At 73.6% G+C, this 22,580-nt stretch carries 16 protein-coding genes; 4 read left to right on the forward strand and 12 right to left on the reverse strand.

The annotated features are described in order from the left end of the window. Window positions 1-99: 99 nt before the first annotated feature. The 6 genes from AB4039_RS20865 to AB4039_RS20890 all read right to left on the reverse strand — a co-directional run bounded on the left by AB4039_RS20865 (window position 100) and on the right by AB4039_RS20890 (window position 12,874). Entirely contained in the window at window positions 100-1,881 is a 1,782-nt protein-coding gene (locus AB4039_RS20865) for an FAD-dependent oxidoreductase (RefSeq protein WP_442271460.1), read from the reverse strand. 90 nt (window positions 1,882-1,971) lie between these two features. Continuing rightward, a complete protein-coding gene (locus tag AB4039_RS20870; protein WP_442271461.1) occupies window positions 1,972-3,603 on the reverse strand; it encodes a succinic semialdehyde dehydrogenase in 1,632 nt (543 codons plus the stop codon). A 195-nt stretch (window positions 3,604-3,798) separates the two neighbouring features. Then, complete coding sequence (locus AB4039_RS20875) at window positions 3,799-5,439, reverse strand: serine/threonine-protein kinase (RefSeq protein WP_442271462.1); 1,641 nt, start codon at window positions 5,437-5,439, stop codon at window positions 3,799-3,801. Between the two features lie 114 nt (window positions 5,440-5,553). Then, entirely contained in the window at window positions 5,554-8,196 is a 2,643-nt protein-coding gene (locus AB4039_RS20880) for a protein kinase (RefSeq protein ID WP_442271463.1), read from the reverse strand. A gap of 118 nt (window positions 8,197-8,314) precedes the next feature. After that, a complete protein-coding gene (locus AB4039_RS20885) occupies window positions 8,315-11,017 on the reverse strand; it encodes a serine/threonine-protein kinase (protein WP_442271464.1) in 2,703 nt (900 codons plus the stop codon). Window positions 11,018-11,167: 150 nt separating this feature from the next. After that, entirely contained in the window at window positions 11,168-12,874 is a 1,707-nt protein-coding gene (locus tag AB4039_RS20890) for a glycerol-3-phosphate dehydrogenase/oxidase (protein ID WP_442271465.1), read from the reverse strand. Between the two features lie 275 nt (window positions 12,875-13,149). On the opposite strand from AB4039_RS20890, the gene AB4039_RS20895 reads away from it, so the two are divergent. Both AB4039_RS20895 and AB4039_RS20900 read left to right on the forward strand, forming a co-directional pair. Continuing rightward, window positions 13,150-14,379 carry a nucleotide sugar dehydrogenase gene (locus AB4039_RS20895; RefSeq protein ID WP_266841213.1) on the forward strand — a complete coding sequence of 410 codons (1,230 nt, stop codon included), beginning with the start codon at window positions 13,150-13,152 and terminating at the stop codon, window positions 14,377-14,379. A gap of 222 nt (window positions 14,380-14,601) precedes the next feature. Beyond that, window positions 14,602-15,069, forward strand: a complete 468-nt coding sequence (locus tag AB4039_RS20900) for a hypothetical protein (RefSeq protein ID WP_266841212.1) — start codon at window positions 14,602-14,604, stop codon at window positions 15,067-15,069. Here AB4039_RS20900 and AB4039_RS20905 read toward each other — a convergent pair. Further along, the gene (locus AB4039_RS20905; RefSeq protein WP_266841210.1) at window positions 15,066-15,497 is read right to left on the reverse strand and encodes a DUF4345 domain-containing protein; all 432 of its coding nucleotides are present in this window, start codon (window positions 15,495-15,497) and stop codon (window positions 15,066-15,068) included. The two genes, AB4039_RS20900 and AB4039_RS20905, sit on opposite strands and share 4 nt — an antisense overlap. An 83-nt stretch (window positions 15,498-15,580) precedes the next feature. Between AB4039_RS20905 and AB4039_RS20910 the strand changes: the two genes are divergently transcribed. After that, window positions 15,581-16,207 carry a TetR/AcrR family transcriptional regulator gene (locus AB4039_RS20910; protein ID WP_266841208.1) on the forward strand — a complete coding sequence of 209 codons (627 nt, stop codon included), beginning with the start codon at window positions 15,581-15,583 and terminating at the stop codon, window positions 16,205-16,207. A gap of 80 nt (window positions 16,208-16,287) precedes the next feature. On the opposite strand, the gene AB4039_RS20915 is transcribed toward AB4039_RS20910, so the two are convergent. The 4 genes from AB4039_RS20915 to AB4039_RS20930 form a co-directional block, all read right to left on the reverse strand. Beyond that, window positions 16,288-17,412, reverse strand: a complete 1,125-nt coding sequence (locus AB4039_RS20915; protein ID WP_266841206.1) for a GuaB3 family IMP dehydrogenase-related protein — start codon at window positions 17,410-17,412, stop codon at window positions 16,288-16,290. Window positions 17,413-17,560: 148 nt separating this feature from the next. Next, a complete protein-coding gene (gene guaB, locus AB4039_RS20920) occupies window positions 17,561-19,060 on the reverse strand; it encodes an IMP dehydrogenase (protein ID WP_266841204.1) in 1,500 nt (499 codons plus the stop codon). A 138-nt stretch (window positions 19,061-19,198) separates the two neighbouring features. Further along, entirely contained in the window at window positions 19,199-19,828 is a 630-nt protein-coding gene (locus AB4039_RS20925) for a sigma-70 family RNA polymerase sigma factor (protein ID WP_266841203.1), read from the reverse strand. A 390-nt stretch (window positions 19,829-20,218) separates the two neighbouring features. Next, on the reverse strand, window positions 20,219-20,830 hold the full coding sequence (locus AB4039_RS20930) for a response regulator transcription factor (protein WP_003948568.1): 612 nt from the start codon (window positions 20,828-20,830) through the stop codon (window positions 20,219-20,221). Window positions 20,831-21,210: 380 nt separating this feature from the next. On the opposite strand from AB4039_RS20930, the gene AB4039_RS20935 reads away from it, so the two are divergent. Beyond that, a complete protein-coding gene (locus AB4039_RS20935) occupies window positions 21,211-21,537 on the forward strand; it encodes a WhiB family transcriptional regulator (protein ID WP_030230767.1) in 327 nt (108 codons plus the stop codon). 83 nt (window positions 21,538-21,620) lie between these two features. On the opposite strand, the gene AB4039_RS20940 is transcribed toward AB4039_RS20935, so the two are convergent. After that, window positions 21,621-22,523, reverse strand: coding sequence for a LysR family transcriptional regulator (locus AB4039_RS20940; RefSeq protein WP_266841201.1), 903 nt, complete (start codon window positions 22,521-22,523; stop codon window positions 21,621-21,623). Window positions 22,524-22,580 lie beyond the last annotated feature (57 nt).

Consider the following 22,580-nt stretch of genomic DNA (forward strand, 5'->3'; position numbering starts at 1 on the left):
GTACAAGGATTCCGGTACAACCTTCTCCGGCAACCGCCTGTCCACTCTTGTACCGCGGTGAGTACCGCGCTCGGAGGGGGAGCGCGGTACTCATCGCGGTCAGTGCTCAGGTTCCGGTTGCCTCGGGGGCACCGCGGGGACCGCCAGGAAGGGCAGCCGCAACGCACCGAAGGCCTCCTTCGGGACGGCCGGCCGGGCCGGCTCCACCGCCGCGAGACGCACGTACGCCGCGCCCTGCTCGGGCCGCGGGTCCTCCTCGCCGTTGTTCGGCCAGTACGACATCGCCCGCTCGGCCTGCGCCGTGATCGTCAGGGACGGGTTGACCCCGAGGTTCGCGGAGACCGCCGCACCGTCGACGACGGAGATGCCCGGGTGCCCGTAGAGCCGGTGGTACGGGTCCACCACGCCCTCCTCGGGCGAGGCGCCGATCGGGCAGCCGCCGAGGAAGTGCGCGGTGAGCGGGGTGCCCATCAGTTCGCCGACGTTGCTGCCCGGGAAGCCGTTGATCTCCTCGGCCAGCAGGGTCGCGGCCCGGGTGGCCGCCTCGATCTGCACCGGGTTGGGGGCGCCGTGCCCCTGGCGGGCCGTCAGCAGGCCCTTCCCGATGCCGCCGGGCTTGCGGTAGGTCGTCAGCGAGTTGTCGAGGGACTGCATGACCAGACCGATGATGGTCCGCTCCGACCAGCGGCGGTTGGACAGCGAGCGGGCCAGCTGCACGGGGTGCTTCGCGGTGCGGGCGAACCAGGCCCGGACCCGGTGGCGGCCGTAGGGCACCTGGAGGATGGTCAGGAACCCCATGGCGTTGGAGCCCTTGCCGTAGCGGACGGGCTCGATGTGGGTGTCGGCGTCGGGGTGCACGGAGGAGGTGATGGCCACGCCCCGGGTGAAGTCCGCCGTCCGGTCGGCCCCGTGGCGCCTGCCGTAGCGGCGGTCGTCGGTCTGGGCGCCGACCAGGCCCTCGGAGTTGGTGCGGGTGAGGTCGCCGAGCCGGTCCGACAGCCGGGGCAGTTCGCCCCGGTCCTTCATGGTGTGCAGCAGGGTCTGGGTTCCGTAGGTGCCCGCCGCGACGACGACGTAGCGGGCCCGGAGCACCTTGGCCCGGCCCGTGCGGCGGTGGTCGGTGGGGACGGTGCGGACCCGGTAGCCGCCGTCCGGGTGCTCGGCGAGCGCGGTGACGGTGGTCATGGGGTGGATGACGGCCCCCGCCCGCTCGGCCAGGTGCAGGTAGTTCTCGTTCAGGGTGTTCTTGGCCCCGTGCCGGCAGCCCGTCATGCACTCCCCGCACTCGGTGCAGGAGGTGCGGGAAGGTCCGGCGCCGCCGAAGTAGGGGTCGGGCACCCGCTCCCCGGGCCGCACCCGCGCCCCGCCGTCGGCGTCCAGGCCGTCGCCGAAGAACACCCCGACCGGCGCCATGTGGAAGGAGTCCCCCGCGCCCATCTTCTCGGCGGCGGCCTTGAGGTGGACGTCGGAGGGGGTGAGCGTCGGGTTGAGGCGCACGCCGAGCATCCGCTTGGCCTGCTCGTAGTACGGGGCGAGCTCCTCGCGCCAGTCGGTGATGGACGCCCACTGCCGGTCCTCGAAGAAGGCGGTGGGCGGCACGTACAGGGTGTTGGCGTAGTTGAGCGAGCCGCCGCCCACTCCGGCGCCCGCGAGCACCATCACGTTGCCGAGGAGGTGGATGCGCTGGATCCCGTACAGCCCGAGGGCCGGCGCCCACAGGTAGTTGCGCAGGTCCCAGCTGTTGCGGGGCAGGCTCTCGCGGGTGAAGCGGCGGCCGGCCTCCAGGACGCCGACCCGGTAGCCCTTCTCGGTGAGCCGCAGCGCCGAGACCGACCCTCCGAAGCCCGATCCGATGACGATGACGTCGTAGTCGTACGACACTGCGGGTGCCTCCCGGGCGATCGTGTCTGAATCGGTGGGTCGGGCTTCGGTGGGCCGGGCTTCGGTGGGCCGGGCTTCGGTGGGCCGGGCCTAGCGGAAGCGGAGTGCCTTCATCACCTTGAGGCTGCGGGTCATGAACTCCGCGTACTTCGCGTCGTCCATGCCCAGCGAGGGCGCCATCGGCAGCAGCCGCTGGTGGGCCACGGTCTGCGCCTCGGTGTACTTGAGGATCCCCTCGGAGCCGTGGCGGCGGCCGAGGCCGGACTCCTTCATGCCGCCCATGGGGGACTGGGCGCTGCCGTAGGCGGGGGCGTAGCCGTCGTTGATGTTGACGGTGCCGGTGCGCAGGCGGGCGGCGACGGCGTGGCCGCGCCGGGCGTCCTTGGTCCAGACGCTGGAGTTGAGGCCGTAGGGGGTGGCGTTGGCCTGGGCGACGGCCTCGTCCTCGTCGGTGAACCGGTAGATCGAGACGACCGGTCCGAAGGTCTCCTCGGCGCAGACGGCCATGGGGGCCTCGACCCCGTCGAGGATGGTGGGCTCGTAGAAGAGGGGGCCGATGTCGGGGCGGGCGGTGCCGCCGGCGACGAGGGTGGCGCCCTTGGCGACGGCCTCGTCCACGTGCCGCTGCACGGTCTCCAGCTGACGCGTCCCGACGAGGGATCCCATGTCGGCCCCGTACGCGAGGGCGTGGCCGAGCCGCATGGCCTTGGTGCGGGCGGCGAAGCGCTCGACGAACGCGTCGGCGATCGAGGCGTGGACGTAGAGCCGCTCGATGGAGATGCAGAGCTGGCCGGCGGAGGAGAAGCAGGCGCGGACGGCGCCCGCGGCGGCCTTCTCCACGTCGGCGTCGGCCAGGACGAGCATGGCGTTCTTGCCGCCGAGCTCCAGGGAGACCCCGACCAGGCGGGCGGCCGCGCCCTGGGCGACCTCGCGGCCGGTCCGGGTGGAGCCGGTGAAGGAGACGTAGTCGGCGTGCCGGACCACCTCGGGGCCGACGACCGGGCCCTCGCCGAGGACGACCTGGAAGACCTCGGCGGGCAGTCCGGCCTCGATCAGCAGGTCACGGGCCCACAGGGCGGTCAGCGCGGTCTCGGTGTCCGGCTTCATGACGACGGCGTTGCCCGAGACGAAGGCGGGCAGGGCGTCGCCTACGGACAGTTCGAGGGGGTAGTTCCAGGGGGCGATCTGCCCGACGACCCCGCGCGGCTGGCGCAGCTCGGTGACCTTGGTGAGGGTCGGCATGGCACCCGCGTGGCCCTTGGGGCGCAGGTAGGAGGGCGCCTTGCGGCCGTAGTGGCGGGCGGCGACGGCGACGGCCTGCACCTCCTCGTGGGCGTGCAGGCGCGCCTTGCCGGTCTCCAGCTGGATGAGGTCGAGGACCTCGGCCTGGCGGGCGAGGACCAGGTCGTGGAAGCGCAGCAGCACGGCCGCCCGCCGCCGGACGGGCACCGCGGCCCAGGCGCTCTGGGCGGCGCGGGCCTTCGTGAAGGCGGTGGCCACGTCCTCGGGGGTGGCTTCGGGGAGGTCCGCCAGCTTGTCCCCGGTGAAGGGGGTGTGGTTGGCGGTCCGCCCGGAGCCGATCACTCCGCGGGTCAGCCGGGTGACCAGTTCGGGGGTCACCACGTCGGCGGCGGTGCGGGCGCCGGCCGGGACCGGGGCGACCGGGTTGGTGGGCTGCGGTGCGGTGCGGAGGGGGGCGGCGGGGGCCTGCGAGTCCGTCATGGCGGTGAGCGTATGCCGCCCGCGGGCCTTTGGGTACCCGTGGGTAACCGTATTTTGCCAAGTCTGCCAGTGATCGCTGGCGCGATCGGCGGGGTGTGGCGCGATCACTGCGCCGGACGGCCCCGCGGGCGGTCGCCCACGCCCTCCGGCGCCGCCTCCGGCGAACCCTTCGCGGACACCTCCGCCCGGTCCGCCTCAGCCCTTCTTCGCCGGGGGCTGCCAGCCGGTGAGCACCGTGTCGAACTGCTGGCGGATCTTGGACCACTCGTTCGCCGGACCGGACATGTACACCGCGTACTCGGTGTTCTCCGGGCTGACGTACGCCTGCTCGATGGCCCGGCGCGGGCCCGCGTGGGGCGCCTTCTCGGTCCAGGAGAAGTCCCACAGCCCGGCCCGGGTGGTGTCCCGGAAGCTGTTCTGGTCCAGCACCTCGCGCTTGTAGTCCATGCGCTCCTTGAGCTGCTTCTCCATGTCGAGGAGGTGCATGTACGGGTTCGCGTAGTCGGGGGTGGTGTCGATGGCGATCCGGATGAGGTGCCGCCCGTTGTCGGGGGTGTAGTCGATCTGGTTGCCGTCCATCTGGCGCTTCCAGCCCGCCGGGACGAACAGCGAGAAGCCCGCCGGGTCCTCCACCTTGACGAAACCGGCCGGCGGGGTCGCCACCGCGGCGCCCGCCTTGCCGTCGTCGCCCGGTCCCGAACGGTCCGGGGCGCTCGCCCCCTTGTCGGCGGAGCCTTCGTCCTGGACCCCCTCGCCCTGGCCGTCGAGGTACTTGAGCACCCCGAACACCCCGCCGCCGCCGAGCAGCGCCGCCACCAGGGCCACGGCGGCGGCCCGCTTGAGCCGCCCGGGCGGACGCCCGGCGGGGGCCGCGGGGGACTCCCGGAGCGCGGTGGTCGGGGCGGGAGCGGCCGGCTCCGGCCGCGCGGGCTCTGCGGACCGGGCGGGTGCCCGCTCCTCGGCGGTGACCGCGCGCGTGGGCACGTACGCCTGCGCCGCCTTCGGCTCACGGCCCTCCATCGCCTCGATCAGCATCCGCTCGGCCTCTGCGGCCGAGGGCCGCTGGGCCGGGTCCTTGCGCAGCAGCGCGGTGATGACCGGGCCGAGGGCGCCGGACTGGCGCGGGACGGGCGGCTCGTCGTTCACCACGGCCTGGAGGCTGGAGATGGGCGAGGTCCGCCGGAACGGCGAGCGGGCCTCGACCGCCGTGTACAGGGTCGCGCCCAGCGACCACAGGTCGGAGGAGGGGTCGGGGGCGCCGCCGGTGACCCGCTCCGGAGCCAGGTAGTCGATGGAGCCGACGAGCTCGCCGGTGCGCGTGATCGACGAGTCGCCCTCGATCGCCGCGATCCCGAAGTCGGTGAGCAGCACCCGGCCGTCCTTGGCCAGCAGCACGTTGCCCGGCTTCACGTCGCGGTGCAGCACGCCGACCGCGTGCGCGGCGCGCAGGGCGCCCAGCACGTGCAGGCCGATCCGGGCCGCCTCTCGGGGCTCGATGCGCCCGGCCGCCTTGGCGGCTTCCGCGAGGGAGGGGCCGTCGATGTACTCCATGACGATCCACGGCCGGTCGTCGTGTTCCAGCACGTCGTGGACGGTGACGACCGCCGGGTGCTGGATCCGGGCAGCGGCCCGGGCCTCTTTCTGCGTGCGGGCGTGCAGGACTTCCCGATCGGCCTGGGCCACGTACAGACCCGCCGTCAGTTCCTTGACCGCCACGGTCCTGTGCAGCAGCTCGTCATGCGCGCGCCACACCTTGCCCATGCCGCCGCTGCCGATGGGATCGACGAGCCTGTACCGGCCCGCGAGCACCGCACCCGCGCCTGTCTGCTGTTCCACGAATTCCCGCCGCTCTGTACTCTCCGGGCCAGATTACGGAGCCTGCGGGCGCTGCCGGAACCGCGCGGGGCCGGTGAGACAGCACTGTGACGCAATCGCCGTACTGACATCCAGTCAGCCACCCGCCTGGTAACTCGCCGTGGCCTTCTCGAAGACGTCGGTGACCTTGTCCTCCTCGTCCTTGGGGCCGGTCACCATGACGACGTGGTAGCTGCCGCCGAGGGCGACGACGAAGTTGCGGGCCAGGACGGACCGGCCCGTCGAGTCGATCCAGGTGTAGCGGCCGGTGACGCGCAACTGACCGGCGACCGTCGTGCTCTTGACGTCCCCCGACTCCGCCCAGGTGGAGTTGCGGTACGGGGACAGCTCCGGCTCCTTGTCCTGCTGGTAGGCCTTCGGATCCGGGTTGCCCTCGACCCGGTCCCGGCCCGGGACCACGACCAGGGTGAACGCACCCTGGGTGTACCGCACCTGGCCGGCCTCGTTGATGCTCCGGCGGGTCCAGCCCTGGGGGACGGCGACCGTGAAGTGCTCCGGGTCCCGCTCCAGGGTGTAGCCCTCGGGGGCGTTCGGCTGCTGGGCGGGCTTGGACTGCGGGGTTCCGGCGGGGGTCCCGGAGGGGCTGCGGCCCGGGGTCGCCTTGCCGGGGGCGGAGCCGGACGGGCTCGGGCGGGCGGGGCTCTGCGCGGCCGTGGGCTGCTGGGCCTGCTGCTCACCGTGGCCGGCGGAACGCGGCATGAACAGCATCGCGTAGGCGACGGCGGCGGCCATCAGGGCCAGTACGCCGACCAGCAGGGTCCGGCCGAGGGAACGCGGCCCCGGCGGGGCGGCGGGGTTGCGGTGGCGGCCGTGCAGGTCGCCGCGCCGGCGGACGACGGGCAGCCGGGTGGGATCCGGCTCCGGTGCCGGCAGCGCGGCCAGGTCCCCGTCGGGCTCCGGCGCGGAGCGCACGAGGGAGCGCAGCCAGCCGCGCAACTCCTCGAAGTCGGGCCGTTCGGTGGGGTCCTGGCGCAGCAGCGACTCCACGACGGGGCGCAGCGGGCCGCACTCCTCGGCGAAGGCGGGCGGCTCCGCGCAGACCATCTCGACCAGTTCGGCGACGCTGTCCTCGGGGTACGGGGCGTGTCCCTGTACCGCGCGGTAGAGCAGGGCGCCGAGGGCCCACAGGTCGGTGGCGGGGCCGACGGGCGCGGCCAGCTGCCAGTGGCCGTGGACGGGACCGGCCTGCTCCGGCGCCCAGCGCTCGGTGACGGGGCCGACGACGGCCATCCGGGTCTGGCGGGCCCGCTCGGCGTCGAGGCCGGTACGCGGGCCGCCGCCCCAGGCGCCGCCRGCCGCTCCGGCCGGAACGGCCTGCGGGGACGGGAGCGGGCGGGGCCGGTCCGGGTCGGCCGGGGGCGGGCCGGGGGCCGCGGGCGGTGCGGCAGGGGCAGGGGCAGGGGCAGGGGCAGGGGCAGGGGCAGGGGCAGGGGCAGGGGCAGCGGGGGCGTCGGCCTGGCGGTAGCCCTGAGGGAGGGCGAGCCGGGCGGGCAGGGCGGGGCGGGCCGGCTCGGGCAGCGTGCCGACCCGTGCTCCGGGCCCCGCGGGCCACTCCGACTGCTGCTGAACCGCCCACTCCGGCTGCGGGTCCTGATCCGGCTCCTCCCCGTACGGCTCCTGCCCGTACGGCTCCTCCCCGTACGGCTCCTCCCCGTACGGCTCCGGCTCGTGCCCCGCCTCCGACTCAAGCTCCTGCTGCGGCTCCGGTTCGGCCGGGCGGCGGGGGGTGGCGCCGTGCCAGGGCGCCGGGGCGGCGGTGTCCGGCCCGCCGTACGGATACGCGTACTCCTGCGGCAGGTTGGCCCCGGTCGGCGGCAGTTGCGGCACCACCACCGGCCCGCGCTCACCGCGGTCCCGCGCCACCTTGGCGGCGGCGGCCCGGGTCCCGGCCCGGTAGGCCGCGATGGTTGCGGCGCGGGCGTCGGCTTCCGCGGCGGCCCGGTCCTGCGGGGGCCGCGCGGGCTCCGGGACGATGTGGTCGGAGTAGCGCGGCCCGGTGTCGTACCCGGGCGCCACGAGGGGCGCGTACACCGGCTCCCGGGCCGGGGGCGCGGCGGGCGGGGGTTCGGGGGCCGGCGGGGGCGGTAAGGGCGGCGGGGCTTCGCCCCATCCGGGGCCGGTACCGGCGTCCCCGGCGTCCGTTTCGGGCTCGGGCGCCGGGACCGGGTCGTACCCGCACAGGGCCTCCTCGGCCGCGCCCGCCGCCAGACCCGTCAGGACGACCCGTCCATCCTCGCATATCAGCACGGTCCGGACGGTGATGTTGCGGTGCGTCCAGCCGTGCGCGTGCAGCACGCGCAGCGCGGTCAGCACGTCGGAGGCCACTTCGGCCGCCCGGTAGGGACTCAGCGGTTCATCGGCGATCAGCGCGGCCAGCGGCCTGGCGGGGACGAGTTCGCTCACTATCCACAGCGACTCGCCCTCCGCGAACACGTCGAAGACCTGGTCCAGCCGGGGGTGGTCCGGGACGGAAGCGGCGGCCTGGGCGGCGGCGATCGCCCTGCGCACCGCGGGGAGTTCCCCGGCCGCTCCCGGCCGGGCGGGCGTCCCGTCGAGCAGTTCCGCGTCGACGACCTCCGGCAACGGCACCTGGTGTACGAGGACTTCCTGGCCGCTGCGCGTGTCGAAGGCGCGGGTCTCTATCAGCTCGTACTCGTCGGAGGGCGGCAGCGGCAGGCGGTAGCGCTCGGCCAGGATCCGGCCCGCGTACTCCTCCACATCGCCTCCCCCGAGTGCGGGGGCGCCTCCCGGCGGCAGCCGGACGAGGGGTCCCCCATGGCCCCGCTGAACACGATACGTCGCCCGGGGCGCCCGCGTCCCGGGCTTGCGGGGCCCGTCAGCCCAACGACTGGAAGGTCTGGAACGCCGTGTTGCGCAGCTGCGTGCATTCCGGGCCGTCCCACTGGTCGGCGGCGCAGGTGATCATGATCGCGTAGCCGTGCTTCGCGTCCATCCGGAAGCCCCGGTCGAGGACCCGGACCTTGACGCCCTTCTGCTCCCGCTCGAACTCCCAGTCGGCGACGGTCGGATAGCCCCGGTAGTCCACCGTCTCCAGGCGTACGAGGTGGTAGCCCTTGCTGCTGGCGGCCACGCCGGGGGCTATCTCCAGCCAGGCGGCGCGGGCGTCGGAGCCCGGACTGTCGGTGTAGTCGACCTGGATGCGCGGGAACCCGCCGTCGCGGCTGTAGATCGCGCCGGAGTCCTGGCCCGCGGTGTCGGTCTGGTGGAAGCCCTCGGGCATCCCCATCGAGAAGTGGTACCGCAGGTCCGTCACCGTGCCGAAGCCGGCCGGCAGGGCGCCGCCGGGACTGGCGCCCTGGCCCTGGCTGCTCTGCGCCTGGCCGGTGTCCTGGCCCTGCCCCTGGGACTGCCCCTGGCCGGGGTCGCCGCTCGGGGTGCCGCCGGGTGCGGCCGGGCTCGGGCCCGCGGACGGGGAGGAACCGGCCGAGGCGGCGGGGGAAGCCGCGGGCGGGGCGGCGGGGGCCTGGCCGCCCGGGGACTTGGCCCCGGACGCGACGGGGGTGGGCCCGCCCTTGCCCTCGTTCTTGCGGCCGGAGTCCTTGTCGCCGCCGCTGAGGAGGTAACCGATCAGCGTGCCGAGCACGGCCAGGACGACGACCACGCCGGCTATGGCGAGGACGATGGTGCGGCGCGACATCACGTCGGTGAGCGGCGCCTTCACCGGTGCGGGCCTGGCCGGCGGGGCCGCGGCGGCGGCAGCGGCGGCGGCCGCCTTGCGGGCCGACTTCAGTGCGGCGCGGGTGCGTTCGCGCTGTTCGCGGTCCCGCCGCTCGCGTTCCTTCTTCGCCGCCTTCTCGGCGGCCTTCTCCGCCTCGACGTCCGCCTTGGTGAGGGACATCGCCCGGGTCTCCTCGACCGCCGGGACCGGCTCGGCCACGGGCTCGGGCTCGGGGTCGGGGGCGTTGAGCACCGCCGTGAGCATCGCCCTGGCGGCGTCGTCGTCCAGCCGCCCGGCCGGGTCCTTGACCAGCAGCCCGTAGATGATCTCGGTCAGCGGACCGGCGTTCTTCGGCGGGTCCACCGGCTCGGTCATCACGGCGGTGAGGGTGGCGAGCGCGGAGCCCTTGTCGTACGGGGGCACGCCCTCCACGGCCGCGTACAGGAGTCCGCCGAGGGACCACATGTCGGCGGGCGGGCCGGGCTTCTGGCCGCGGGCGCGTTCCGGGGAGATGTAGGAGGGGGCGCCGACGAGCATGCCGGTGGAGGTGATCGAGGGGTCGCCCTCGACCTGTGCGATGCCGAAGTCGGTGAGCACGACCCGGCCGCTCGCGGCGATGAGCACGTTGGACGGCTTCACGTCGCGGTGCAGGATGCCCTGGCCGTGCGCGGCCCGGAGCACGTCGAGGACCGCGAGGCCGACCTCGGCGGCGCGGCGCGGGGTCAGGGGCCCGTTCTCCCGGATGAACTCGGCGAGGGAGGCGCCCTCGACGAGCTCCATGACGATCCAGGGGCGGCCGTCCTCGTCGACGACGTCGAAGACGGTGACGGCGCCCTCGCTGCGGATCCGCGCGATCGCCTTGGCCTCGCGGAGGGTACGGGTGATGAGGCGGCGCTTCTCGTCCTCGTCCACGCCGGTGCTGAAGCGGAGTTCCTTGACGGCGACGGTGCGTCCGAGGACCACGTCCTCGGCCCGCCACACGGTGCCCATGCCGCCCTTGCCGAGCACGGCCCCGAGCCGGTACCGCCGGGCGAGCAGCCGCCCCCGGTCCTTGCCGTCGTCGGCCTTGGCGTCCTCCGGGCCCTCGTCGGCGGCCTTGCCCGCAACGCCGGAAGCACCCGTCCCGGTGCCGTCGGCGGGGGCCGCGCCGGAGGCGGCCTTCGGGCCCGCGGGCTTCGCCCCGCCGGGGGCACCGCCCTTCGCGGCCACCGACTCCGCGTCCGACTTCGCGGGCTCCGCACGGTCGTCGGCTTCGTCGGCGTCGTCGGCGTCGGCGTCGTCGGCCGCGGGCTCCTCGGCGGCGGGGGTGTCCGCCTTCGCGTCGGCCGCCCCGGAGCCGGACTTCACGAGGGAGGGCTTCGCGAGGGGGGCCTTCGCGGCGTCCTCGGCATCCGCCGGCCCGGCATCGGCGGCGGGCTTCGTCTCCGCCGCACCACCGCGGCCGGATCCGGCCTCCGCGTCCGCCGCGGCGGACCCGGCGTCGGCTGCGGGGGCGTCGTCCGCCGTGGGCTTCGATCCGTCAGCGGTGGTGCCCGGCAGGCGGGAAGCGGCGCGCCCGGCCGGCTCCGCGTCCGGCTCCGCCCCGCCGTCGGCGGGATCCGCAGCCTCCCCGGACCCGTCCGCCGTAACGGCGCCGGACTTCCCCGCGCCGGACTTCCCCGCGGCGGACTTCCCCGCGGCGGACTTCGCGGCAACGGGCTTCCCGGCAGCGGAGGTCCCGCCGACGGAACGCGCCTTCGGCACCTTCACGGACCCGGCGCCGGCGTCCCCGGACGCGGTCGCCGCGTCACCGTCCAGCTCCGCCGCAGGCGACCCGGCTGGCGCCCCGGCAGGCGATTCGGTGTGCTCCGGCTTCGACATGCGTCCCCTCTGCGTTCGTGCAGCCTGCCCCGGCTGCCCCGGCAGCCGCCGGGGGGCACGGTAACCCACCCCGGCAGAAACCTCATTGTTGCTCACTCCGCATCGGACGGAAGCCCCGGGTCCGACGGTTCCCCCCGCCGCATCGCGGAGTTACAACGGAACGATGTCCGGCGCCCCCAGTCGCGCCGCGTCCGCCGTCTGGTCGTCCGGCTGGCGCTGGGATTCGCGCTCCGCCTGGACCCTCTTCTCGTAGTGTTCGACCTCCTTCTCGATCTGCTGCTTGTCCCACCCCAGCACCGGAGCCATCAATTCCGCGCACTCGCGGGCCGATCGGGTCCCCCGGTCGAAGGTCTCGATCGAGATCCGGGTCCGGCGCGTCAGGACGTCGTCCAGGTGCCGGGCCCCCTCGTGCGAGGCGGCGTAGACGACCTCGGCCCGCAGGTAGTCGTCCGCCCCGGTCAGCGCCTCGCCCAGCGACGGGTCGGCCGCGATCAGTTCGAGGATCTCCTCCGTCAGGGATCCGTACCGGTTCAACAGGTGTTCCACCCGCACCACATGGAGCCCCGTTCGCGCCGCCGTCGCCGCGCGGGCGTTCCACAGGGCCCGGTACCCCTCGGCCCCCACCAGGGGGACGTCCTCCGTGACGCACTCCGCCACCCGCCGGTCGAGCCCGTGCACCGCCTCGTCGACCGCGTCCTTGGCCATCACCCGGTACGTCGTGTACTTGCCGCCGGCCACCACCACCAGCCCCGGCACCGGATGGGCCACGGTGTGCTCGCGCGAGAGCTTGCTCGTCGCGTCCGACTCCCCGGCGAGCAGCGGCCGCAGGCCCGCGTAGACCCCTTGGACGTCGTCCCGGGTCAGCGGCACCGCCAGCACCGAGTTCACGTGCTGCAGCAGGTAGTCGATGTCCGCGCTCGAAGCGGCCGGGTGGGCCTTGTCCAGGTCCCAGTCGGTGTCGGTGGTGCCCACGATCCAGTGGCGGCCCCACGGGATGACGAACAGCACCGACTTCTCCGTCCGCAGGATCAGCCCGGTGCTCGAATGGATCCGGTCCTTCGGGACGACCAGGTGGATGCCCTTCGACGCCCGTACGTGGAACTGCCCCCGCTCCCCGATGAGCGCCTGGGTGTCGTCGGTCCACACCCCGGTCGCGTTGACCACCTGCTGGGCGCGGATCTCGTACTCCCCGCCGCCCTCCACGTCCCGGACCCGGGCCCCCACCACCCGTTCGCCCTCGCGCAGGAAGCCGACCACCCGCGCCCGGTTGGCGCAGTGCGCCCCGTACGCGGCGGCCGTCCGCACGAGGGTGGCGACGTAGCGGGCGTCGTCCATCTGGGCGTCGTAGTACTGCAGGGCGCCCACCAGCGCGTCCTTGCGCAGGGCCGGCGCGATCCGCAGCGCCCTGCGGCGCGAGAGGTGGCGGTGGGTGGGCAGGCCGCGCCCGTGGCCGCTGGAGAACGACATGGCGTCGTAGAGGGCCACGCCCGAACCGGCGTAGAAACGCTCCCAGGCCTTGTGCTGGAGCGGGTACAGGAACGGCACGGGCTTCACCAGGTGCGGGGCGAGGCGCTCCAGCAGCAGGCCGCGCTCCTTCAGCGCCTCCCGTACGAGCGCGAAGTCGAGCATCTCCAGGTACCTGAGCCCGCCGTGGATGAGCTTGCTCGACCGGCTCGACGTGCCCGACGCCCAGTCCCGGGCCTCCACCAGACCCGTCGAGAGGCCCCGGGTGACCGCGTCCAGCGCCGTCCCGGCACCGACCACCCCCGCGCCGACGACCAGCACGTCCAGTTCCCGCTCGGCCATCCGGGCGAGCGCCTCCGCCCGCTGCGCCGGCCCCAGTGTCGCTGTCCTCACGGCTGCCTCCCGTTGGTGCGGGCCGAACCCGCTCGATGCGGGTGATCCCGCTCACATCTCCCGTTTCACGATTCTGACCGGCCGCACCGACATGAGCCACCGGCTGTGGACAACACAACGGTAGCCACCGCCCCGCAATGCGACATATCTGTCATATATACGCCTAGTCTGACATTGCGCCAGCTCCCGGCGGCTTCCGGACCCGTCCGGACCCCCCGCCCCGGGACGCGCGCGCACCGCCCCCTCATGCCAGGGAAGGGAAGGGACGGCCCCCCATGCCCGCAGATCTCGCCGTCATCGGACTCGGCCACCTCGGCCTCCCCCTCGCGCAGGCGGCCGTCGCCGCCGGGATCGAGACCATCGGCTACGACAGCGGCCCCGCCACGGACAGCAGCCTCACCGCAGCCGAGATCCGCCGCATGTCGGCGGCCGGCTTCCGGGTCACCACCAACCCCGCCGACCTCGGCCGGGTCCGCACCGCCGTCGTCTGCGCCCCCACCCAGCTCGGCGCCGACCGGGCGCTGGACCTCTCCGCCGTCGGCGAGGCGGGCCGCGCGCTCGCCGCCCGGCTGCGCCCGCACACCACGGTGATCCTCGAATCCGCCGTCCACCCGGGCGTCACCGAGGACTACCTGCGCCCCATCCTGGAGAGCGGCTCCGGACTGCGCGCCGGGCGCGACTTCCACCTGGCCTACTCCCCCGCCCGCCACGACCCCGGCAACCGCACCCACGGCATCGCCAACACCCCCAAGGTCATCGGCGGCCTCACCCCCGCCTGCACCGAATCGGCGCACGCCTTCTACGCCCGCCTCACCGAGAAGGTGGTGCGCGCCCGCGGCCTGCGCGAGGCGGAGACGGTCCAGCTCCTGGAGACCAACTACCGGCACGTGAACATCGCCCTCATGAACGAGATGGCGGTCCTCTGCCACGACCTCGGCGTCGACCTCTGGGACGTCGTCCGGTGCGCCGAGACCAAGCCGTACGGGTTCCAGGCCTTCCGTCCGGGCCCGGGCGTCGGCGGACACGGCGTCCCCCTCGACCCCAACTACCTCCCGCACACCACCCGCACCCCGGGGCACCCGCTGCGCATGGTCGGCCTGGCGCAGGAGATCAACAACCGGATGCCGCAATACGTCATCCAGCGTTCGGCCACCCTGCTGAACGAGCACGGCAAATCCGCCCGCGGCGCCCGCGTCCTGCTGCTCGGCGTCACCTACAAGCAGGACCTCGCCGACCAGGAGGGCTCCCCGGCCCGCGAGATCGCCAGCCGGCTCCTCGACCTCGGGGCCCTGGTCAGCTACCACGACCCGTACGTCGCCGGCTGGCGGGTGCGCGACCGGCCGGTGCCGCGCGCCGATTCGCTCTACGAGGCCGCCGCGAACGCCGACCTGACGATCCTGCTCCAGCACCACCGCACGTACGACCTCCAGGGGCTCGCGGTGAAGGCCCAGCTGCTCCTCGACACCCGGGGCGCCAGCCCGGCCGGCGCGGCCCACCGCCTCTGACCCCGGGCGGGGCCTCCCGGCACCCGGGCGGGGGCCGCGCTCCCGCCCGGATCACGCCCCGGTCCCGGTCCGGTCACGTCCCGCACCACCCCGGTTCCGCGAGCGGAAATCCCCCCGCCGGATGTCGGCACCCCCTGCTAGCCTGCGGCGTCACTTATCTCGCACTTACGACTGACCACCGTACGTGCGTGCGTGTTTCGCGATCCCTGGGGGGGATTTCCGATGAGCCAGAACTTCCAGCCGCCCGCGCCCTCGTCCTACACCGAGGCCATGGCTCCCGCGCCCGCCTACAGCAGCCTCGGCATCGGCCTCCTCGCCTCCGTCGTCGCGGCGGTCGTGGCGGCCGGCGTCTACGGCGGGATCATCGGCGGCACCCATCACCAGATCGGGTACGCGGCCGTGGGCGTCGGCGCCCTGGTCGGCTTCGCCGCGGGCAAGGCCGGCGGCCGCAGCCCCGCCCTGCCGGCCATCGCCGCACTGCTCGCGCCGGCCGCCGTCTTCGCCGGCCAGATGTTCGGCATCGTCCTGATCTACGCCGACGAGCTCCAGGTCAGCGCCATGGACATCCTCGGCGAGGGCGCCTCCCCGCTCATGAAGGCCTGGAAGGCCGAAGCGGACCCGCTGACTTTCCTCTTCCTCGCCATCAGCGCGTACGCCGCGTTCCAGATCTCCCGCAAGGCCGCCGCCTAGACCGTCCGGGCGCCGTCGCCGCCGGCCGCTCCGGCGGCCCGCCGCTCGTCCGCGTCGGCCAGCCGGAAGTACAGCGGCGGCAGGCCGAGCTCCAGCGCCGCCAGCGGGATCTGGAACCAGTGCGGCCATCCGTGGACCGCCACGGACAGCACCCGCCCCACGCCGCCGAGCAGGAAGACCGCCGACAGCCACCGGACGGCACGCGCCGGGATCGGCGTACGGCGGGCGGTCTCGATCCAGGCCAGCCCGAACCCGATGAAGATCGCGTTGTAGAAGCGCTCCCGGCTGTCCACGGTCGCCGTCGCCGGCCCCGCACCCTCGGCGCCGGGCACCGAGACGATGCCCAGCACCAGGTGGTAGAGCCCGATCGCCACGCAGGCCACGCCCATGGCCCAGGCGAGCCCCTTCAGAAGTCCGTGCCTGCTCACGACCCCACCCCGCTCGGTAGACACACGTCGACTCGGCGGGGAGCGTAGGAGCGTAGTAGACACGCGTCAAGTAACTTGGACGGATGACCACGCGCCGCCGCCTCTCCCCGGACGACCGCCGCGCCCAACTGCGCGGCGTCGGAGCCGCCCTCTTCGCCGCGAAGCCGTACGAGGACGTCCTCATGGAGGAGGTCGCCGAGCGGGCCGGGGTCTCCCGCGCCCTGCTCTACCGCTACTTCCCCGGCAAGCGGGAGCTGTTCACCGCCGTCTACCGCGAGGCCTCGGACCGCCTCCTGTCCTCGACCGCGCTCGACCCGGACGTCCCCGCGTCCGCCTGGCTCCGGACCGGACTCGACACGCACATCGACTACTTCGCCGCGAACCGCAACACCGTCCTCGCCGCCAACCGCACGCTCGCCGGCGACCCGGTGGTGCAGGCGATCATCGACGACGAACTCTCCGGCCTGCGCGCCCACCTGCTGACCGTCACCGCCCCCGCCCAGGAGCAGTACGCCATGGTCTCGGCCGTGGTGACGAGCTGGCTGGTCTTCGTCCGCACGCTGTGCGTGGACTGGCTCCTCGACGGCGCCTACTCCCGCACCGCGCTGGCCGACATCTGCATCGGCGCCCTCACCGGCGCCCTCGCGACCGTCCCCGGACTGCGTCCGCTGCCGCCCGCCGCGTCCGGCACTCCCGCCCCGGGGCGCTGATCGGGCGGAGAACGCGGGAGGGCCGGTACCCCACGTGGGGTACCGGCCCTCCTGCGTACGTACGGCGACCCGGGACCGGGTCAGCGGCTGTGCTGCGAGTCCGCGACCGTGACCTCGACCCGCTGGAACTCCTTGAGCTCGCTGTAGCCCGTGGTGGCCATCGAGCGGCGCAGCGCGCCGAAGATGTTCATCGAGCCGTCGGGGGTGTGCGACGGGCCGGTGAGGATCTCCTCGGTGGTGCCGACCGTACCGAGGTCGACCTTCTTGCCGCGCGGCACGTCCTCGTGGACGGCCTCCATGCCCCAGTGGTTGCCCTTGCCGGGCGCGTCGGTGGCACGGGCCAGCGGGGAGCCCATCATCACGGCGTCGGCGCCGCAGGCGACGGCCTTCGGGATGTCGCCGGACCAGCCCACGCCGCCGTCGGCGATGACGTGCACGTAACGGCCGCCGGACTCGTCCATGTAGTCGCGGCGCGCCGCGGCCACGTCCGCGACGGCGGTGGCCATCGGGACCTGGATGCCGAGCACGTTGCGGGTGGTGTGCGCGGCGCCGCCGCCGAAGCCGACCAGCACACCCGCCGCGCCGGTGCGCATCAGGTGCAGGGCGGCCGTGTAGGTGGCGCAGCCGCCCACGATCACGGGGACGTCGAGCTCGTAGATGAACTGCTTGAGGTTCAGCGGCTCGGCGGCGCCGGAGACGTGCTCCGCCGACACGGTGGTGCCGCGGATGACGAAGATGTCCACGCCCGCGTCCACGACGGCCTTGGAGAACTCGGCCGTGCGCTGCGGGGAGAGCGCGGCGGCGGTCACGACGCCGGAGTCGCGCACCTCCTTGATCCGCTGACGGATCAGGTCCGCCTGGATCGGCGCGGAGTAGATCTCCTGGAGACGGCGGGTCGCGGTCTCCTCGTCGAGCTCCGCGATCTCGTCGAGCAGCGGCTGCGGGTCCTCGTAGCGGGTCCACAGACCTTCGAGGTTCAGCACGCCGAGGCCGCCGAGCTCACCGATGCGGATCGCGGTCTGCGGGGAGACCACCGAGTCCATGGGGGCGGCCAGGAAGGGAAGCTCGAAGCGGTACGCGTCGATCTGCCAGGCGATCGAGACCTCCTTCGGGTCCCGCGTGCGCCGGCTCGGGACGATGGCGATGTCGTCGAAGGCGTACGCCCGGCGGCCGCGCTTGCCGCGCCCGATCTCGATCTCAGTCACGTGTGGTGGCCTTTCCTCTGGGTCTGCCCGTCCAGTATCCCCGACGGGGGGAGGACTGCGTTTCGGTGACCGCTGTACGGACGTACGCGTGCACGGCGAAGGGGCGGACCCGGCGCTTCCGCCGGGTCCGCCCCTCACCTCACGCGCTTCAGCCCTTGCGGCTGTAGTTCGGCGCCTCGACCGTCATCTGGATGTCGTGCGGGTGGCTCTCCTTGAGGCCCGCCGAGGTGATCCGGACGAAGCGGCCCCGGTCCTGGAGCTCGGGAACGGTGCGGCCGCCGACGTAGAACATCGACTGGCGCAGACCGCCGACGAGCTGGTGCACGACCGCGGAGAGCGGGCCGCGGTAGGGGACCTGACCCTCGATGCCCTCGGGGATCAGCTTGTCGTCACCGCCGACGCCCTCCTGGAAGTAGCGGTCCTTGGAGAAGGACTTGCGGTCGCCGCGGGTCTGCATCGCGCCGAGCGAGCCCATGCCGCGGTACGACTTGAACTGCTTGCCGTTGATGAAGAGCAGCTCGCCCGGGGACTCCTCGCAGCCCGCGAGCAGCGAGCCGAGCATCACCGTGTCCGCGCCCGCGACCAGGGCCTTGGCGATGTCGCCGGAGTACTGCAGGCCGCCGTCGCCGATGACCGGGACGCCCGCGGCCTTGGCGGCCAGCGAAGCCTCGTAGATCGCGGTGACCTGCGGGACGCCGATGCCGGCGACGACGCGGGTGGTGCAGATGGAACCGGGGCCGACGCCGACCTTGATGCCGTCGCAGCCGGCGTCGATCAGCGCCTGCGCGCCGTCGCGGGTGGCGACGTTGCCGCCGATGACGTCCACGCCGGCGTTCGACTTGATCTTGGCGACCATGTCGCCGACCAGGCGGGAGTGGCCGTGGGCGGTGTCGACGACGATGAAGTCGGCGCCCGCCTCGATCAGCGCCTGGGCGCGCTCGTACGCGTCGCCCGCGACGCCGACGGCCGCGCCGACGAGCAGCCGGCCGTCCTTGTCCTTGGCGGCGTTCGGGTACTTCTCGGCCTTGACGAAGTCCTTGACCGTGATCAGGCCCTTGAGGATGCCCGCCTCGTCCACCAGCGGAAGCTTCTCGATCTTGTGGCGGCGCAGCAGCTCCATGGCGTCCACGCCGGAGATGCCGACCTTGCCCGTGACCAGCGGCATCGGGGTCATGACCTCGCGCACCTGGCGGCTGCGGTCCGACTCGAAGGCCATGTCGCGGTTGGTGACGATGCCGAGGAGCTTGCCGGCGGGGTCGGTCACCGGGACGCCGGAGATGCGGAACTTCGCGCACAGCTCGTCGGCCTCGCGCAGCGTCGCGTCCGGGTGCACCGTGATCGGGTCGGTGACCATGCCCGACTCGGAGCGCTTGACCAGGTCGACCTGGTTGGCCTGGTCGGCGATGGAGAGGTTGCGGTGCAGCACGCCGACGCCGCCCTGGCGGGCCATCGCGATGGCCATGCGGGCCTCGGTGACCTTGTCCATGGCGGCGGACAGCAGCGGAACGTTCACGCGGACGTTGCGCGAGATGAGGGAAGAGGTGTCGATCGCGTCAGGCGCCATGTCCGACGCGCCCGGCAGCAGCAGCACGTCGTCGTAGGTCAGTCCGAGCGTGGCGAATTTGTCGGGCACTCCGTCGGCGGTCATGACACCTTCCCAAATGGTCTTGCTCAGCGCGGATGTCCATGCTAACGGGATACCGACGCGTCTCATTCCACGACCAAGGTCAAGCAGAAGTTTCGTCGCTTCCTACGATGGATCGCGCGGGCGGGACCGCGCGGCCCGTCACTGTTCCGCGAGCGCCCGCAGCCGGCTCAGCGCCCGGTGCTGCGCGACCCGCACCGCGCCCGGGGACATCCCGAGCATCTGGCCGGTCTCCTCCGCGGTCAGGCCGACGGCCACCCGCAGCACCAGCAGCTCGCGCTGGTTCTCCGGCAGGTTGGCCAGCAGCTTCTTGGCCCAGGCGGCGTCACTGCTGAGCAGCGCCCGCTCCTCGGGGCCCAGCGAGTCGTCGGGCCGTTCCGGCATCTCGTCGGACGGCACGGCCGTGCTCCCCGGGTGCCGCATGGCGGCCCGCTGGAGGTCGGCGACCTTGTGCGCGGCGATGGCGAAGACGAAGGCCTCGAAGGGCCGGCCGGTGTCCCGGTAGCGCGGCAGTGCCATCAGGACGGCGACGCAGACCTCCTGCGCCAGGTCCTCCACGAAGTGACGAGCGTCACCGGGGAGCCGCGAGAGCCGGGTGCGGCAGTAGCGAATGGCGAGGGGGTGCACGAAGGCGAGCAGATCGTGCGTGGCCTGCTCGTCGCCCTCCACCGCACGGCGCACGAGCGCGCTGACGGCCCCGGCACCGCCGCCCTTGGCGGCGCCGCTGGGTGCTGTGGCCGTGGGGGATCCCAGGGCCTCGTCGTCGCGCATCAATCCATGGTGCCTTGGCGCCGGAGCATTCGCGGCACCGTGGTCCGTGTTGTGCATCGAAGCGTTATGAGCGGGTGCGCCGGAACTCATCATGTGCGCCCTCCCCTCCGCTCGGCCCGAATCGTCGCCCCCGGGGCCCCGGGGACTCGACCTCTCCAAGAATGCGGCACACCACCAAGGATGCGGCATCGCGCCCGAAGCGACACGTCCCCCGGATTGTGCACCGCCAATCCCCGGCGGGTCACCGGGTACGACGCCACGTACGGCGGTGTCCGCGCGGCGCCGCCGACGGGGCGGCGGGCGCCTCCCCGCGGGGGCCGGGGCGCGTGCCGCCCCGTCCGCCGACGGCGGACGGGACCGCTCGGGACGGCCGGTCGGGGATCCCGCAGGTCAGCGGACGAGGCCCCAGCGGAAGCCGAGCGCCACGGCGTGCGCCCGGTCCGAGGCGCCGAGCTTCTTGAACAGCCTGCGGGCGTGGGTCTTGACCGTGTCCTCGGAGAGGAAGAGCTCGCGCCCGATCTCCGCGTTGGAACGGCCGTGGCTCATGCCCTCCAGCACCTGGATCTCGCGCGCGGTGAGCGTGGGCGCGGCGCCCATCTCGGCCGAGCGCAGCCGGCGCGGGGCCAGTCGCCAGGTCGGGTCGGCGAGGGCCTGGGTGACCGTGGCCCGCAGTTCGGCGCGCGAGGCGTCCTTGTGCAGGTAGCCGCGGGCGCCGGCGGCGACCGCGAGGGCCACCCCGTCCAGGTCCTCGGCGACCGTCAGCATGATGATGCGGGCGCCCGGGTCGGCGGACAGGAGCCGGCGGACCGTCTCGACTCCGCCCAGCCCCGGCATCCGTACATCCATCAGAATCAGGTCGGAGCGGTCGGCACCCCAGCGGCGGAGGACTTCCTCGCCGTTGGCAGCCGTCGTCACACGCTCGACGCCGGGCACGGTGGCAACCGCGCGACGGAGCGCCTCTCGGGCAAGCGGGGAGTCGTCGCAGACGAGGACGGAAGTCATGACCGCCCTCCGCAGCTGCTGATGCGCGTCACCTTGAGCCTCCAGGCTGGTACGTATCGTCACCTGTGCGATCGATGCTCTCGGACACCTGTCCGGGAACTTCTCGGTTCAACCGCACTCGCTCTCTCAACGATGGTCACTCGAAAGAGTTACGGGTCGGACGGACACCTTCGGCACTCTACGTGAGGACGCGATCACGACGCCGGAGCCACGAGCGAGCTGTCCTCCATCTGGAGCTATGCCCTATTTGGCGGCTTTTCTTCCGTTTGGCATGTGTCTGAGGCTAGATTCCCAATGAGTCATATTTACATCTACTACGACAGTAGGTGTGGAGACATGGACCGTATCCGCCTCAGTACCGGCACCAAGAGGGACTACCCATGGCAGATTTCTCCCGCCTCCCCGGACCGAACGCCGACCTCTGGGACTGGCAGCTGCTGGCTGCCTGCCGCGGGGTCGACAGCTCCCTGTTCTTCCACCCGGAGGGCGAGCGGGGCGCGGCCAGGAGTGCGCGCGAGGCCTCCGCTAAAGAGGTCTGCATGAGATGCCCGGTGCGTTCGGAATGCGCCGCGCACGCACTGGCCGTCCGTGAGCCCTACGGGGTGTGGGGCGGTCTCACCGAGGACGAACGCGAGGAGCTGATGGGCCGCGCGCGACACCGCCTGATCCCCGCGTCGAGCACGATCGGCCCCATCGCCCCCCACTGACCGCCGAGCGGCGGCAGCGACCCAGAAGGAACGTTTCGCCTGACCTCCCGCCCTCCCCGGCGCCGCGCCGGACGGGGCGGGGGTCAGCGTGCGGCGGCCCGCACCAGTTCGGCCAGGGTCGCCGCCACCGCGGGTACGCGCGCCAGGTCGGGCAGCGTCAGCGCCACGACCTCCCGCTCCACCGCCGGCTCCACGGCCAGGGTGCTCACGCCCTTGGCCCGTACGGACTCCACCGCCAGCTCCGGCAGCACCGCGACCCCGAGCCCCGCCCCGACCAGCCCGACCACGGCGGGGTAGTCGTCGGTGGCGAAGTCGATGCGCGGGGTGAAGCCCGCGGCCTCGCACACCTCCACCAGGTGCCGGCGGCAGCGCGGGCAGCCCGCGATCCAGGGCTCGTCGGCCAGTTCGGCCATGCCCACCCGCTCGGCGCCGGCCAGCTGGTGCCCCTCGGGAACCAGCCCGACGAGCCGGTCGGTGAGCAGCGGCGTGACCACCAGGTCCTCCCACTCGGCCGCCGCCCCCGCCGCCCCGCTCCCGTAGCGGAAGGCCAGGGCCAGGTCGCAGTCGCCCTCGCGCAGCATCTCCACCGACCGCGGCGGCTCCGCCTCGACCAGCGAGATGCGGGTGCCGGGGTGCGCGGCGCGCATCGCCGCGAGCGCGGTCGGCACCAGGGTGGAGCTCCCGCTCGGGAAGGAGACGAGCCGGACCCGCCCGGCGCGCAGCCCGGCGATGGCCGCGACCTCCTCCTCGGCCGCGGTCAGCCCGGCCAGGATCCCGGCCGCGTGGCGCACCAGGGCCTCGCCGGCCTGGGTCAGCCGCATCTCGCGGCCCGTGCGGATCAGCAGCGGGGTGCCGGCCGACTGTTCGAGGGCCTTCATCTGCTGGGAGACGGCGGGCTGGGTGCAGCCGAGCTCGCGGGCGGCGGCGGAGAAGGACCCGGTCCCGGCGACAGCGCGCAGGACCCGGAGATGGCGTGCCTCAATCACGGTTCGAGCATAAGCCCGACTTTGACCGTGGCGCCAATGTCCGGCCTGACCCTTTGA

The sequence above is a fragment of the Streptomyces sp. M-16 genome (assembly GCF_052114405.1).
In the GTDB taxonomy this organism is placed as follows: Bacteria; Actinomycetota; Actinomycetes; order Streptomycetales; family Streptomycetaceae; genus Streptomyces.